At 62.6% G+C, this 14,680-nt stretch carries 12 protein-coding genes; 7 read left to right on the forward strand and 5 right to left on the reverse strand.

The annotated features are described in order from the left end of the window. Nucleotides 1–235: 235 nt before the first annotated feature. The 3 genes from J2X06_RS12905 (at nt 236) to J2X06_RS12915 (ending at nt 3,139) form a co-directional block, all read left to right on the forward strand. Complete coding sequence (locus tag J2X06_RS12905) at nt 236–607, forward strand: RcnB family protein (protein ID WP_310063032.1); 372 nt, start codon at nt 236–238, stop codon at nt 605–607. Between the two features lie 371 nt (nt 608–978). After that, nucleotides 979–1,650: a hypothetical protein gene (locus tag J2X06_RS12910; protein WP_310063034.1), complete on the forward strand. Its 672-nt coding sequence runs from the start codon at nt 979–981 to the stop codon at nt 1,648–1,650. A 337-nt stretch (nt 1,651–1,987) separates the two neighbouring features. Continuing rightward, nucleotides 1,988–3,139 (forward strand): FAD-dependent oxidoreductase, encoded by a 1,152-nt coding sequence (locus J2X06_RS12915; protein ID WP_310063036.1) that lies wholly within the window; start codon nt 1,988–1,990, stop codon nt 3,137–3,139. A 127-nt stretch (nt 3,140–3,266) separates the two neighbouring features. Here J2X06_RS12915 and J2X06_RS12920 read toward each other — a convergent pair whose 3' ends face one another. Then, complete coding sequence (locus tag J2X06_RS12920; RefSeq protein ID WP_310063039.1) at nt 3,267–3,701, reverse strand: hypothetical protein; 435 nt, start codon at nt 3,699–3,701, stop codon at nt 3,267–3,269. Nucleotides 3,702–4,303: 602 nt separating this feature from the next. Here J2X06_RS12920 and J2X06_RS12925 point away from each other — a divergent pair. Further along, the gene (locus J2X06_RS12925) at nt 4,304–4,738 is read left to right on the forward strand and encodes a fasciclin domain-containing protein (RefSeq protein ID WP_310063040.1); all 435 of its coding nucleotides are present in this window, start codon (nt 4,304–4,306) and stop codon (nt 4,736–4,738) included. Nucleotides 4,739–4,805: 67 nt separating this feature from the next. Here J2X06_RS12925 and J2X06_RS12930 read toward each other — a convergent pair whose 3' ends face one another. Both J2X06_RS12930 and J2X06_RS12935 read right to left on the reverse strand, forming a co-directional pair. Further along, the gene (locus J2X06_RS12930; protein WP_310063042.1) at nt 4,806–5,204 is read right to left on the reverse strand and encodes a hypothetical protein; all 399 of its coding nucleotides are present in this window, start codon (nt 5,202–5,204) and stop codon (nt 4,806–4,808) included. A 195-nt stretch (nt 5,205–5,399) separates the two neighbouring features. Then, nucleotides 5,400–9,707 (reverse strand): transporter substrate-binding domain-containing protein, encoded by a 4,308-nt coding sequence (locus J2X06_RS12935; protein ID WP_310063044.1) that lies wholly within the window; start codon nt 9,705–9,707, stop codon nt 5,400–5,402. 310 nt (nt 9,708–10,017) lie between these two features. On the opposite strand from J2X06_RS12935, the gene J2X06_RS12940 reads away from it, so the two are divergent. Next, entirely contained in the window at nt 10,018–10,437 is a 420-nt protein-coding gene (locus J2X06_RS12940) for a transposase (RefSeq protein ID WP_310063045.1), read from the forward strand. 48 nt (nt 10,438–10,485) lie between these two features. On the opposite strand, the gene J2X06_RS12945 is transcribed toward J2X06_RS12940, so the two are convergent. Both J2X06_RS12945 and J2X06_RS12950 read right to left on the reverse strand, forming a co-directional pair. Beyond that, entirely contained in the window at nt 10,486–11,100 is a 615-nt protein-coding gene (locus J2X06_RS12945) for a response regulator transcription factor (protein ID WP_310063047.1), read from the reverse strand. Nucleotides 11,101–11,378: 278 nt separating this feature from the next. Further along, entirely contained in the window at nt 11,379–11,693 is a 315-nt protein-coding gene (locus J2X06_RS12950) for a hypothetical protein (protein ID WP_310063049.1), read from the reverse strand. A gap of 142 nt (nt 11,694–11,835) precedes the next feature. Between J2X06_RS12950 and J2X06_RS12955 the strand changes: the two genes are divergently transcribed. Further along, entirely contained in the window at nt 11,836–12,054 is a 219-nt protein-coding gene (locus J2X06_RS12955; RefSeq protein ID WP_310063051.1) for a hypothetical protein, read from the forward strand. A 289-nt stretch (nt 12,055–12,343) separates the two neighbouring features. Continuing rightward, nucleotides 12,344–14,638, forward strand: a complete 2,295-nt coding sequence (locus J2X06_RS12960; protein WP_310063053.1) for a choice-of-anchor Q domain-containing protein — start codon at nt 12,344–12,346, stop codon at nt 14,636–14,638. Nucleotides 14,639–14,680: the final 42 nt, after the last annotated feature.

Consider the following 14,680-nt stretch of genomic DNA (forward strand, 5'->3'; position numbering starts at 1 on the left):
GGATACGCATAGCGGGCAAAACAGCTTCCCGGGCAGCCCAACTGTCGCTTTCTTTGCGTGTCCGCAGGCGCATCCTCGGGCGACAGCTTTTCTGCCCCATAAGGGCTTTCCTAAAGGCCGGATGAAGGACCTCATCGAAGAACAGCGATGGCCGTCAATGTTTCTTCATTGCGGTCAGGACAAACGTCGGCGGCGTCATAGGATCGCAACGCCAACCGAAAATCTTGGGGGATCCATGAAACGCCTGCTGTCCGCCGTGTTGCTCGGCTTCGTTTTCCTCTCGCCGATGGCGGTCGCCGCCAAGAACAAGCACCACGACCATCATCATGATCGTCATCACGATCACGATCACGGTTACGATCGCTATTACTATGATGATGACGACTATGACGACCGTCGTTACTACCGCAGGCATGAGGGCTACCGCCGACACGATTATCGTCGCGGCGTCGTCTACGTCGAAAGGCGCGTCTATGTCGACGATTACCGCGACTACGACCTGGCTCCGCCGCCCTATGGACACCGCTGGGTGCGCAGCCCGGACGGCAGATACATCCTGATCGCCGTGGCGTCGGGCATCATCGCCGACATCCTGCTGCACCATTGACGTCGCAGGTTTTCCGCAGCGCCGAAATGGCCCCGCTCGTGCGGGGCTATTTTTTGGCTGCGGCGTGACGATCGCGCCGATGCGAAGGATCGTGCTTCATGGGTTGGCTTTCGCCTGCAGCCCCTGCACGTCTTCCTTTAGCGGATAGATCGAGACCGCCAGCAGGACGATGTCTTTCATCAGAAGCGGACGCTCTCGTCCTGGACATTGCCTGCCAGTTGCGCGTTGCTTCTCCGCTCGGGCCGACCAAACCTGCGCCTGCCGGGGGCCCCTGCGTGGCAGTGCGACCAGTGCCTCACCCCCCGGCCGCAGATCGCGGTACTGTCGCTCGCCGCATCGCGGCATGGATGGATCCACAACAAGGGGAAATAATGAAGAAGCAACTCGCACTGGCAGCAACGCTGGTGACGGCACCGTTTGCCGCCTCGGCCGGCGCGCTGAGCTACACATATGTCGAAGCCGGTTACGCGCACTTGGCACAGGACGACATCCGGAGTTTCGGTTACTCGAGATTTGTCTTGGCAACGCCCGGCGATGTGAAAAGCGACGGATTCTTCGTCGGCGGCTCGGCGGCGATCGGCGAATCGTTCTACGGTTTCGCCAACTACCGCCGCGGCTCGGACACCGTGGAGGTGCAGGCCATCGACTATATGTTTAATCAAGCGTCGTTCACGTACGAGGCCGACGTCACGACTTCGCGCCTCAACGTCGGCATCGGCTACCACTACGGGCTGTCGGAGAGTACGGACCTGCTGGCCGAGGTCTCTTTGCTCAATTCCACGCTGGACATCGAGGGCGCGGGGCGAGACGACTACGACGACGGCATCGACCCGCGCGTGTCGTTCGGGGCGCGCTCGGCGCTGACCGATGCGATCGAGATCTGGGGCAAGGGCCATTACACCGACGGCGACTTCTACCAGTCTGAAGTCAGCGGCAGCGTCGGCATGCAGGTCCGCTTCAACCAGACTTTCGGCATCACCGGCGAGTTCGAGGCCGGGAGTGACTACTCGCAGTACACGCTCGGTTTGCGCGCCAGCTTCTGACGTGCGCGGCGGCGAGTGCATCCATGCGAAAGGCCCGGCACCCGCTGGGCCTTTTTTTTGGGTTGAGTCGCCGTCTGCCGAACAGCGAAACGCCGACACTGTTTGCGGGGTGGCCGGCGGTGTGGGAAATCGGAGCCAGCCACAGCACCCCAAAGGACGGACGGCGGGGATAACGCTGATGTCCGCTCAGGGTCGAAAGGTGCCAGTCGATAACCTCTGCCTCCTTCCCGGAGGCATGCTTTTGGCCACTCCATGGCGCGGCACCGCAGGGTACCTACGGCCTCGCCACTCGCTACCATTGTGGCGCCGCCGTTCTCGTCAGAAGGCATTCCCCACCATGAGCAAAACCTTCGACACTGTGGTGGTTGGCGCAGGCGTCTTCGGCGCATGGACCGCCTGGCACCTGCTGCGCGCCGGTCAGCGGGTGCTGATGGTCGACAAATATGGACCGGCAAGCGCACGCGCCAGTTCGGGTGGAGAAACTCGCGTGATCCGCATGGCCTATGGGCCGGACGAGATCTACACCCGGATGTCGCAGCAGTCGCTGCTCGACTGGAAGGGGCTTTTCGCACGGATCACGAACCCCGGGTTATTCCGAAACACCGGTGTGCTGTGGCTGGCAGCCGCAGGAGACGCGTCAGCCGCGAAATCGGCCGCAGTTCTGGCCCGCAATTGCATCCGACACCAAGTGCTCGATCACGACGACCTCGCGCGGCGCTATCCGCAGATCGTGATTCCGCCCGGCGGCTGGGCCATCTTCGAGCCGGATAGCGGCGCCCTGTTGGCGCGTCGCGCCGTGCAGGCCGTCGTCGAAGACAATCTGCGTGCCGGGGCCGAGCTTTGCCTCGCTGCGGTCAGTGCTCCGGTCGGCGACACGCACCTTGCGGAAATCAGTACTGATGCGGGCGAAACGATCCGAGCCGATCGCTTCGTGTTTGCATGCGGCCCGTGGCTGGGCACGGTCTTGCCCGACGTGCTCGGCGGGCGCATCTTTCCCACTCGCCAGGAAGTGTTCTATTTCGGTTCTGCTCCGGGTGACCACCGTTTTTCCTCGCCCACTCTGCCCATCTGGCTCGACTTCGGGCGCGACTACTACGGTTTCCCCGATATCGATGGTCGTGGCTTCAAGCTCGCCCACGATGCTCACGGCGAAGCCTTCGATCCCGACACGCTCAAGCGTCTGCCCAGCCCGGAGCGAATCGCACACGCACGCGAATTCCTGGGCCGGCGCTTTCCCGCGTTGGCCGCGGCACCGCTGCTGCGTGCCGAAGTATGCCAATACGAAAATACCTGGAACGGTGACTTCGTCATCGATCGCCATCCGGCCTTCGACAACGTCTGGATTGCCGGCGGGGGCTCCGGCCACGGCTTCAAGCACGGCCCGGCGGTGGGCGCGTACCTGGTCGAGCGCATGCTCAAGGACGCGCCGGCCGAACCACGCTTCAGCCTGGCCACCAAGCAGGACGTGCAGAAGCGCGAGGTTCACTGAAGTGCGGCTACCGGTCAGCTTTTGATCGGATCGCCAGCTACGGGGGCTTGTCCGGTTTGGGGTCGAAACCGGTCGCCCGCGGTCTTTTCAGCAGTACTCCGCCGCAAGTGATCCTGCTCGGACCGGCCTAACCCCAGCCGCTGACAGCCAACGTGACGACCAAAGCCGCCCCTGCCATGACCGTCAACCAGTATGCGCCCAGCATCATGGTGCGATTGCGGTTGCAGAACCGCATGCCACCTTCATCCAGGCTGGAGAGGTAGGTTTGGTCTTGGAAGTAGACCATCGTGCGGCGAGCGCTAAGCAGGGTTCGACCCTGCCAGAGCAGTGGTTGCTCGGCGTGCTGCCACTGATGGGGGTGCCTGGACTTCAGTCGGTACAGACACGTCGCCCAGACCGCACTTTCCAGCACCACGGCCAGGCTAAAAAGTCCGAATGCGATGCCCGTCGGTGTCATGAGCAGGTCTCGGGTCTTTCCCAAGATCGCTCGCGCGAAACGCGCCCGCCCATCCAGGGGTGAGCGGGGCTTGGCAGAGACGCCGCCTGAGATCGCGGCGGCCATCCCTCGTTCTCAGCCACCTCGATAGCAGCATCCGGGCGAATGAAGAATGTTGATCCATCCGTCATGTCGCGGACTACTCGATGATTCTTGATGGACATGGCGATTGTCTCTCGGATGGACGCATATGAAGTCGCACGCGTGCCGGCGCAGGCGTGCTTTTGAACAACGTGATCGCGCCATGACGGCATTGGCGATGCTGGCGGACGCTCCGCAGCGGGGACGAAACGGGCGCCCCTGAAGCGGTAACGACATTGCGTCGTGGTGCGACCCACTATGGACCTCTTTTGGGTGTCGTGCCCTTTCCTGAGCAATCGTGTTCACCTCAGATAACTCTGGATGAGCATCTTCTACACCCTGGACACAACGTGACACACCTCGAAGCGGTTCGTCAGATCACGGATAAGTAACGGTTGATGGCGCATGCTGCTTTGGCACTACGACGCAATGTCGTAACGGCCACTCAGCCGCGCTGCATTTTCTTACCCCCCCATCCGCACTGAGCCTATCGCCCCTGTCACCGACAGGAGCCCGGTTTCGGCCGTCCTCGATTTCGCACACCTGCGCGGATCGTACTTTTGAAGGCAATCATCTTTATGAGCACCATGACCAATACCATCAGCATCAAGAACCTTGTCGATACCGCCGCCGCCGACGGTTCGTTCAAGACCTTCGGCAAGGCCATCGAACATGCTGGTATGAGCGACACGCTGCGCGGCGCCGGCCCGTTCACCATCTTTGCGCCGACCGATGCGGCGTTCGAGAAACTGCCCGCCGGACAGCTCGACAATCTGTTCAAGCCAGAGAACAAGGATGAACTCGTTTCGCTTCTGAACTACCACCTCGTCAGCGGCCGCAAGTCCATCGCCGACGTCGGTAAATGGGAAGCGGCCAGGACCGTCAACGGCCAGCCTGCCCCGATCACGATGACCAACGACAAGGTCAGCATCGATGGCGCGCTGGTCACCTCGGCCGATATCGGTTCGAGCAACGGCGTCCTCCACGGCATCGACAAGGTCAATATTCCGACCAAGATGTAATTGTCATTCCAGCGTCTGATTTGGCGGCGGGGCTTCATGCCCCGCCGTTTCAATGCAAGCTTGGGAATCAGTGCGAACCGACCAGCCAGTCGATCGCTTCGCGCTCCGTGGCGAACACATTGCAGGCCAGGCCCTTGGCGGTGGCCAGGGCAGCGCCGATCCGCTCGCGATGGATGTAGTTTTCGGGAAGCACGATCACCAGCCTGACGCGGTTTGCGGCCATGCGGGCCCATTCCTTGATCATTTCGTCCCGCGCACTCTCGGCCACTTCCGTGGCCAGTTCCCGCCGCTCACCCACGGTTGGCGGAGGGAATCCTTGCACCTCCGGCATGGCTACCACCAACCCGTCCAGCGCCAGTCGCTTCGCCCTGCGAATCGCCAGCTTGACCACGTTGGTGACGGCATCCAGCGTCAGATCGGCATCGGGACGACAGATGCCGAACTTTCCAGACCGATCGATGAGCAAGCCGGGTTCCATGACATGGCGACGCTACGCCTTGGAAGCACCGCGAGGATGAGGTTGAATTCGGTAAGCGGCCGTGAAGAGAACAAGCCAAACCCGGCTTCGCCATGGCTTATGGGGCGCTGCAGCGGCGTCAACGAACACGGGAGCGGTCAGAACGATGGGTTGGCCCGTCGAGGAATGCCCGCCCCATAATCTTCAGATCTTTGCCAGCAAAGATTCGATGTTCTCAAGCCTGCGAAGAATGGCATTCCGTCGCGCCGCCGAATCGTCTCCCTGTTCTTGATCCCGCTCGGGAAGATCGATCAGGCTGAGCGCACCTTCAATGCGATGAAGCAATTCCCGATGCTTAGGCGTTTCACCGGGTTGACCAAGGCGGTCAAGCATGTCCAAGTCGCTTCGGGTTACTTCGACCAGATCGCGTAGCAACTCCTTCACCTGCCCAATATCGCCGTAAGCCGCCAACAACCTGTGCAACAAAGGTTGAGAACCGTCCACCGGCACAGGCTCGATCAGGTCGCCGTCGACACCAGTCCCCAGGTAAGCGGACAACTTCGCCGCAAGCGAATCCAGTTGCGTGGGCTTGGCCAGGAAGTCATCCATTCCAGCCTCGCGACAGCGTTGAATCTGCTCTGGAAGCGCGCTGGCCGATAGCGCAATGACAGGCAGATGGACACCGTTGCCCTCCCTGGATCGCAGCTCGCGGGTCAGGGTGAAACCGTCCATCAACGGCATGTGGCAATCCGTGATGAGCAGGTCGTAGTGGCCATCGCAGAGTTCTGCCAGCGCCTTTTCGCCATCCTCGGCCAGTACGAAGGGGTAGCCGAGGTGGTCCAACTGGCGCGCAATGACCGCCCGATGGCTTGGGTGATCCTCGGCGACCATGATCCGGACGTCATGCCGCTTCGCCGATGCCCTCTTGCTCGCCAAGGAACCCACAGGCTCCACGGCAAACGCGGCTCGGCAGCTATCCAGAACGGAGTGCCACAACTGCGGATTTCCGTGCAGGATTCCCGTGGCCTGATCCGATGGGTAACCCTGGACGTCGGAAGGATCGGCGACGCGCAGGTGGGGCTTGCCCCGAACCAGCCCGGACGAATCGATATCCGCATCGATCACCAATAGATCCAGATCCGTCGCTTCAAATTCGACGAGACCGGTCGGCACGACTTCGACCAGATTGAAGCCCAGCGCCACCAGCGAATTGGACAGTTCCCTTTCGCGCAGGTCATTGGCCACGCACAGGGCGACAGTCTTGCCTTCGAACTCTGGCAACGGGTGCAGGTTGCGCATCACCGGCAAGCACAGATCGAAGATGGCGCGCGTTCCAACGCCCGGGGTACTTTCCAGTGAAAGCTCACCACCCATCAACTCGGCCAGGCGGCGACTGATTGTCAGCCCGAGACCGGTACCGCCAAAGCGGCGGGCAGTGGAATCCTCCGCTTGCGTGAATGGCTGAAACAGGCGCACCAGATCGTCTGGCTCAATCCCGATCCCGGTGTCTTCCAGGGTGATGCGCAAGTGCTGGTCGCCCTGCGACTCGCCGATGAGTTTCACCTGTAGGACCACGTGTCCGTGCTCTGTGAACTTGATGGCGTTGCTCAGAAGGTTGGTGATTACCTGCCGGACGCGTACCGCGTCGCCGTTGAACATCATCGCCAGCCTCCAATCCAGAATGGAATAGAGGCGGATGTTGTTTTCCTTGGCACGGGCCGAGAACAACCCGACCACGCTGTCCACCAGCGTGCGCATGTCGAACGGGGCCGCTTCGACACTTAGCCGACCCGACTCTATGCGCGAATAGTCGAGCGTGTCGTCGAGAATCTGCAACAGCGACTTGGCCGAATCCTGCGCCATGTCCAGCATCTGGGACTGCTCGCGATCCAGCCTGGTTCGCGTCAGCAACTCGATCAGGCCCAGCACTCCGGCCATGGGCGTGCGGATCTCATGACTCATCATGGCGAGGAACGCACTCTTGGCTGTCGCGGCGGCTTCGGCCTGCGTCTTGGCCTCGGCCAACGCTTGCGCTTGCGCATGCACCTGGGTGGTGTCTATCCAATAGCCACTCCACTCGACCGGACCATCCGGCAGGAGGCGCGGTGTTCCCCCTTCGGTACGAAGCCAACGCCATTGCCCATTCACCCGCACTCGAAAATCGAAAGCCGGCATGGAACGCAGCGTGGTTGCCGCGGTCTCCACGTTGCGCGCGACCAGCCCCTGGTCGTCTGGATGGAGGCGCGCAAACAAGGCTGGCTCGTCGGCGGTCAATTGTTCGGCGGACATTCCCAGCATGCCCATGACATCGCCTGCCACATAGGTGAACTGGCGGTCTCCACCCGGGCCGATCCTGATCTGGAACACCGTGGCCGGCATCGCCTGGGTGATATCGGACAGTCGCTGCTCTGACGCGCGCGCCCGCGCTTCCGCCGCACGGATGTCGCTTACGTCGACCACGGTACCCAACAATCCGCGACCATCCGACTCAATGGCGAAAGGGTGCAGCCAGAGGATGATGCTGTGAAGCCGCCCTCCGTCTCCCGCCAATGGAATCCGCAGTTCACGGCGAGCATTCTCGCCTCCGCTCACCAGAGCCATATCGGCTTCATGCAGTGCATCTGGATCGGTTCCATACACGTGCCTGGTGTCTGAAATGGGGCGCCCCATCAGGTCGTCACGCTCGCAGCCGAACATCGTTTCGTATGCACGGTTGACGGCCACGTAGCGTCCACCGGCGTCCTTGACGAACACGGGATAGGGGATGTTCTCCAGTAGAGCCTGCTGGAAATCCAGTTGCTCGCCCAATGCACGCTCGGCGACGGCCCGCGCCCGCGACGCCCGATGCAGCCGCACATAGGCGAACGCGATGCTACCGAGGATCAGCGCGGTGGCTGCCAGGCCCAGCAACACCCATCGCCACGGCACACCGTAGCTGTAGTCGGCGGTCAGCCATCGACTGCGGATGGCCTGCTTCTCGCCTTCGTCGAGATTGTTCAGCTGTCCGCTGATCATCGGCAACAAGGCGCTGTACTCGGGACGCACGCCGATGGCCAGTTCCTGGTCAAGCCCTGCCGGCGCCACGATCCGAAGCTCGCCCGCATATCGGCTTCGAATCAGCGCATCGATTGCAGGGAGCGTGCCTATGTAGGCGTCGGCCTGCTCCCTGGCCACCATCGCCAGTCCCTGCTCGTTGCTGCCCACCGGGACGAGCTTGCTGCGGCCCAGCAATGTGCGCAGGCGGGCCACCAGGTCGGTCTCTTCGCGCACGGCCACGGTCTTGCCGGCCAGGTCGCTGGGCTTGGCGATCGGCGGGCCATACAGCCTGGCCACGATCACTTCCGGGAAGTACTCGTAGGGCACGCTGAAGCTCATGTCTTCGGCGCTGAAGTCGGCCGTCATGCCGGCCGCGATCAGGTCGACTTCGTTGGCGCGCACCATGCGCTGGAGGCTGCCCCAGTCCTTTGCCGGCACCATCTGCAAGCGCAAGCCGAGCTTCTCGCGCAGTATCTTCACGTAGTCGGCCGCCAGTCCGTCGAACTCACCCTGCCCGTCCGCAAAGCTGTAGGGATAGCGGTCGATTTCGTATCCCATTCGCAGCGCTGGCAGCTTGTTCAACCAGGCACGGTCCGTTGCGCCCAGGGTTCCCGAGGAGGCGACAGAAGGATTCTCCTCGCTGGCGATGCCCCAACGCATGCGAAGCTGCGCCAGCTCGTTCAAGGTGATGGTTGTTTCCGCCTTCCGAAGCAACTGCGCGAGCATGTCGCGATCACGACGAACCGCAGGGGCGATGTCGACCTTCGGCATGTCCAGCGGTCCGAGCATGCTCAGATCGTCGGCCTGTCGGCGATGCAGCAGGGCCAGCGTGCGTGACGCGGTGATCCCGACATAGGCATCGCCTTCGCCGCTTGCGACCATGTCCAGCGCTTCGCGACCATCGTCGGCATATACCAGCGTCGCCTTCGGATAGCGTCGCGCGATTTCGATGGCACCGTGCCTGAAGCGGCGTTCCGTCACGATGCGCGCACGGGTCAGGTCGCTATCGTCGCGTATCCGCGGATCACCCTTGCGCGCCACCAGCATGGGATAACCCGACAGGTAAGGGCGCAGCAGATGGAACCGCTTCAGCCTCTCGGGCGTGACAGGCTGAGCGACCAGCAGGTCGTAAGCGGCCTTGGAGTCGCCAAACGCCATTCCCCCCCAGTCCGTGTACGGGTGAAACTCCAGGCGCAGGCCGACGCGTGCAGCCAGCAGGCGTGCGTAGTCGACGCCCAGTCCCTCCGGATGCCCGCCCAACCAGGTTTCCAGAGGCATGTGATCGCCGGTGAACACGCCGACATGAACCACCGGGTGTTCGCGTCGCCAGCTTTCTTCCGAGGGAGTCAGTGCCGGTGCTCGGCTTTCCTGAGCCGACGCCGGATGGAAACCGGCGCAAAGAATCATGAGCACCGTGGCGCCCGCTACCAGGCAACGGCGGAGGGCAATGGGGCGAAGGGCAAAGAAACGGCGCATGGACTACTCAGAGGCTGCGCGCTGGGGAACAGCGTATACCAGCCTAAGCCGGACGGCACGGACTCCCCATCGGAATAGTCCGAACCGCGGAGGCGGCGCCCCAGCCGCGAATCCGGAACTGTGCGCCCCTCGCATTGTTGAGCACGGGTACCCGGTGCTCCCGGCTTTTCGGAAAGTTCTTATTCAGGCCATCGAAGGCAGACGCGAATGTCGCCACCGGGGATGCGTCTGGCCTGTCGTGATGGACAAGCCACGACTTGGCTTCTGACGTGTCGCCCGACAACAGAGCACGACACAAGAAGTGGGGATTATGTTGATCGACGAACAACCTTTGGCTTCCATGGCGATTGGTGAACGGCAATGGCTCCGGATCATCGAAGCATTGCCCGGGTCGCTGCGCGCCCGCGTGCGCAATCACGACGTTGCCTACCGCAATTTCATCGAAGGCGTTCTTTGGATTGCTGCCACGGACTCTCCATGGCACGAACTACCGGATCGGTACGGCTCGTGGAGGGCGACCTACGTTCGCTTCGTGCGCTGGAATATCGCCGGTGTGTGGGGAACCGTTACCGAAGCCCTCGGCAGCAACACGCGCCCAGCGCAGGGTTTGGCCATTCGAGCGGGCCTGTCAGCAAGAGCCAGACGAAGCAGGGCTTCGCGCCGTGTCGGGACGCATGGCCCCACATCCCGTGAATGGCGACCTCATGCAGCCAGGGAAATGCGGTGGTGATGCCGCTGGCTTGGCTCCAGTTGCCCTGCATCCAGGCGCGCGCAACGCTCACAAGAGCCCATGCTCTCGCGCGTACGCATAGATTCCCAGATCGCTCTTTATGCCGAGCTTGTTCATGGCTTCCATCTTCTGGGAGCTGACAGTCTTGACGCTCCGGTTGAGCTGAAGCGCGATCTGGGAAACCGTGTAGCCGGAGGCGAACAATCGCAACACCTCGGTCTCGCGGGGCGAGAGCTTCGCAGTTTCGGCTTCCAGGTATCCCTTCATCGATATGCTGACGTAGTTGCGCCCCTTGGCCACGACACTGACAGCAAGCGGCAACTCGGTGAGCGTATCCGCCTTGCTGATCAGGCCTCGAACCCCAACACCCAGCACCGAACGGAGGACGGCCGTATTAGTGATCATGGTGAGGACGATCACGGGCAACGTCGGATGCTTTCTCTGGATCAATCCCAGCAATCCAAGGCCGTCGGACGCTTGCTCCCCCGGCATGTTGAAGTCCGTGATCAGGAGATCGCATGGCGTGTTGTCTAGCGTGCTCAGCAACTCATCGGGCGACGTGACCACGGCAACAACGCTGAGCGAGCGATCGTGCTCCAGAAGCTGGCGGACGCCACTGGATACGATGGGATGATCGTCAGCCAAAACGATTCGGAAGCTCATGAGATTTCCGTTCCGGGTTGCCAACGGCGCGACTTTATACCAACGGCATATCCTATTCCGCCCGGGCACCCTTGGGGGCTGAGCCCGCTCGCGGTCGCCAGACTTACCGGAGTGGCCTTCGGCCTACTCCGGGGTCGCAATAGGCCCCATCCGGGATCATGTGCCCGGAACGCCCGGTTCGCCGCCCGGCAAGCAGCGTGGCTCCCTCGAATGGGCCTGACCAGTGCGCTTGATGATGCACTCGGATGCCGCCGCCCGCTGGCGAGCATGGGCGCGAACTATCGCCCGACGGATTCGGTTCGCGCGGACATAACGATATTCTCGTTCAACTCCAGCGCGATCATCATCAGGATCCCATCGAGCGCATCGTCCAACGGACGACGACTTTCCTTCGGTTTCAGACTATGGGCGATGTACTGGTCTATGGCCGTCGCCATCAGGTTGAACGTCACGCCTCCGTCCGAGGCGCACACCGCGCGCAGGCTTTCGGCGATCGGACCCACCAGGCTGCCTGCACAGGCCGACGGAATAACCCAGTTCGCAAGTGCGCAGTCGCCTGCATGATTGAAATAGAAATCGTCGATTCTTGTCATCTGAAGCAAAAGTTTCCCGCAAACGCTCATAGATCAGCTTCGTGATGAACCGATCCAAGTTCGCACGCTCCAATGGGCACCAAGACTGGCCTCGAGCAGGCCCGATTTGAATCGGAATCGTCCGAGAATCCGGCTAGTTTTGATGGCCGAGAATTGCAGCAATATCGGTTCACCGACCGACGCGTTCCCCGGCGGCAACCTCCAGGACCTCGGCGACCCGATCAACCTGTGGATTGGCCGCTTCGTCCGCAATGGGGCTGTTGAATCCGATTGCGAACACCATCAAGACCGTCATACCGCGCAGGCCGCCCATTGCGGCCAGCGACAGACATTTCTAGCGGTCGTGGGGGCTGTTTCGTAGGCGCGCGATCCGAAGAAAGTCCATGCAAAGTTTGCGCAGTGCGCTTTTCGAGTCGTCAAAACGGGCGTTTTTTTCAGACGATTCTTATTGAAGCGAAACGCGCATGACGAAGCACGGGTGCGATTTCTGAACGTTTCCATCGCTGAATTGCGGGTTTTCCCGCGATCGATTCCTGTGGCGCAGAAAGTGTGACGCGTCACGCAAATTGAGTTCCGACCGATTCCTAGGATGCGCCGCGGCTCGACAGGGGAGTGAGCCACGCCATCGAACTCACCTAGGAATTGCCCCCATGTCGCTTGTTTCACGTCGTGCCCTCACCCAGTCCATCCTCTCGCTGTTGATCGTGCCGGCCGGATTCGCCATCGGCTCGGCGCAGGCTGCCACCAACTTCTACGTCCGTACCGACGGTGGCGATGCCACCCAGTGCAACGGCCGCGCCGACGCCCCGTATTCCGGCAGCGGCACCGCGCAGAACTGCGCGTGGAAGCATCCTTACTACGCCCTGCCGAGCAGCGGCACCGCGCGCATTGCCGGCGGTGACACGCTGATGATCGGCTCGGGCGAATACATGATCGGTTACGGCGCGCCCGGCATGGCCGGCACCTGCGCCTCCGGCGACCGCAGCGCGTGCGCGCTCGGCAAGATCCCGAGCGGTACCGCGTCGGCCCCGACCCGCATCCTCGGCAACGGCACCACCGCGCCCAAGCTGTGGGGCGCCGAGCGCACCAACAGCGTGCTGAACCTGGTTGGCAGCAACAACGTTGAAGTCGGTTATCTCGAGATCACCGACAAGAGCAACTGTATCTCCAGCCACAGCACCGCCTCGGCCGCGTGCAACAAGACCTCCGCTCCGTACGGCAACTGGGCCCGCGCCGGCATCCAGGCCAGCGCGTCCAGCAACGTGTGGCTGCATGACCTCAACATCCACGGTCTGGCGGGCTACGCGATGAACGCCGGTGGCCTGTCCAACTGGACCATGGAGCGCGTCAAGATGAACGCCAACGGCTGGGCCGGCTGGGACGGCAACGTCGGCGAGTCGTCCAGCAGCAACAGCGGCCAGATGATCCTGCGCCAGGTCGAGATCGCGTGGAACGGTTGTGCCGAGAACTGGCAGACCGGCGAGAAGATCAACTGCTGGGCGCAGAAGGCCGGCGGTTACGGCGACGGCATGGGCACCTACTACACCGGTGGCCAGTGGCTGATCGAGGACTCCGACGTCCACCACAACGTCTCCGACGGTGTCGACCTGCTGTACCTCGACGGTGCCGCCGGCACGACCCTGACCGTGCGTCGCCTGCACTCGTATGCGAATGCCGGCAACCAGCTCAAGACCAACGGCAACGCCACGATCGAGAACTCGGTCCTGGACGGCTACTGCAGCTACTTCTCCGGCAAGGACTACATGCAGGCCGGCGACATGTGCCGTGCCAACGGCAATGCGCTGTCGATCTCGATGAAGGATGGCAACGTCGTCAACGTGCGTCACAACACGATCATCAGCGAAGGCCAGGGCGCGATCATGAGCACCGGCGGCACCGCCTCGGCCAAGCTCACGATCCAGAACAACGCCATCATCGGCAAGCCGTACTATCTGGCTCCGAGCGCGTTGTCCATTGGCCACATCGTGTACAACAGCACGGCGACCGTGAGCTACTCGGGCAACCTGTTCTGGAACGTCAAGAACGGCCAGTGCCCGTCCGGCAGCGTCTGCCAGGATCCGAAGCTCGCCAACATGAGCCTGAGCGCGTTCGATGCCGAACCGCTCGCCGGCAGCCCGGTGATCGACAAGGTGCCGGTCATCAGCGGCGTGACCACGGATTTCGTGATGGCTCCGCGTCCGTCGGGTGCACAGGCTGACATCGGTGCCTATGAGGTCCAGATGGGTGGCACGACGCCGCCTCCGGCTCCGGCTCCGGCTCCGGTGTGCACCCACGCCGCGCCGACGGTGAGCCTGTCCGGAAACACCGCCGCCGTCGCCGCAGGCACCGCCATCACCTACACCGTCAACGTCCGCAACAACGACAGCGCCTCCTGTGCCAACACCAGCTTCGCCCTGGCCCGCACGGTGCCGACTGGCTGGACCGGCACGCTCTCGACCTCCAGCGTCGCGCTGGCCCCGGGTGCCTCGGGCTCGGCCACGCTGCAGGTGACCTCGCCGGCCTCGGCCGCCGCGCGCGCCTACGGCATCGGCACCGGCGTCAGCAGCGTCGCGGGCTCCACGCACACCGCCAGCGCCTCGACCATCTACACGGTTGCTGCGCCCGTTGCGCCGGCCCCGGCGACGCTGACCGAGACGCTGACGCCCAGCCAGTCGGTCTACAACGCCGGTACCAAGGTCTCGATGACGGCGCGCGTGCTCAAGGCCGGCCTGCCGGTCCGCGGCGCGAGTGTCCGCTTCGAGGCGGTCAAGCCCAACGGCATCGACAAGATCGTCGGCACCGTGACCACCGACGCCAGCGGCTACGCCAAGTGGAGCTTCGTGAGTGGCACCGGTTCGAGCTCGATCGGTACCTACAAGGCCAACGCCGTCACCACCAGCGGCACCGCCACGGCTGCGGCGAGCGCGACCTTCCAGGTCAAGTAAGCACCGCGATCCACCTCAGAGTGCCCGGGAAACCGGGCACTC

This window comes from Lysobacter niastensis, from assembly GCF_031457115.1.
GTDB lineage: Bacteria > Pseudomonadota > Gammaproteobacteria > Xanthomonadales > Xanthomonadaceae > Lysobacter_J > Lysobacter_J niastensis_A.

Excerpts from the sequence above, each read along its gene's own strand:
- J2X06_RS12905 (WP_310063032.1), top strand. The coding sequence starts at position 236 with ATGAAACGCCTGCTGTCCGCCGTGTTGCTCGGCTTCGTTTTCCTCTCG.
- J2X06_RS12910 (WP_310063034.1), top strand. The coding sequence starts at position 979 with ATGAAGAAGCAACTCGCACTGGCAGCAACGCTGGTGACGGCACCGTTT.
- J2X06_RS12915 (WP_310063036.1), top strand. The coding sequence starts at position 1,988 with ATGAGCAAAACCTTCGACACTGTGGTGGTTGGCGCAGGCGTCTTCGGC.
- J2X06_RS12920 (WP_310063039.1), bottom strand. The coding sequence starts at position 3,701 with ATGGCCGCCGCGATCTCAGGCGGCGTCTCTGCCAAGCCCCGCTCACCC.
- J2X06_RS12925 (WP_310063040.1), top strand. The coding sequence starts at position 4,304 with ATGACCAATACCATCAGCATCAAGAACCTTGTCGATACCGCCGCCGCC.
- J2X06_RS12935 (WP_310063044.1), bottom strand. The coding sequence starts at position 9,707 with ATGCGCCGTTTCTTTGCCCTTCGCCCCATTGCCCTCCGCCGTTGCCTG.
- J2X06_RS12940 (WP_310063045.1), top strand. The coding sequence starts at position 10,018 with ATGTTGATCGACGAACAACCTTTGGCTTCCATGGCGATTGGTGAACGG.
- J2X06_RS12945 (WP_310063047.1), bottom strand. The coding sequence starts at position 11,100 with ATGAGCTTCCGAATCGTTTTGGCTGACGATCATCCCATCGTATCCAGT.
- J2X06_RS12950 (WP_310063049.1), bottom strand. The coding sequence starts at position 11,693 with ATGACAAGAATCGACGATTTCTATTTCAATCATGCAGGCGACTGCGCA.
- J2X06_RS12955 (WP_310063051.1), top strand. The coding sequence starts at position 11,836 with ATGGCCGAGAATTGCAGCAATATCGGTTCACCGACCGACGCGTTCCCC.
- J2X06_RS12960 (WP_310063053.1), top strand. The coding sequence starts at position 12,344 with ATGTCGCTTGTTTCACGTCGTGCCCTCACCCAGTCCATCCTCTCGCTG.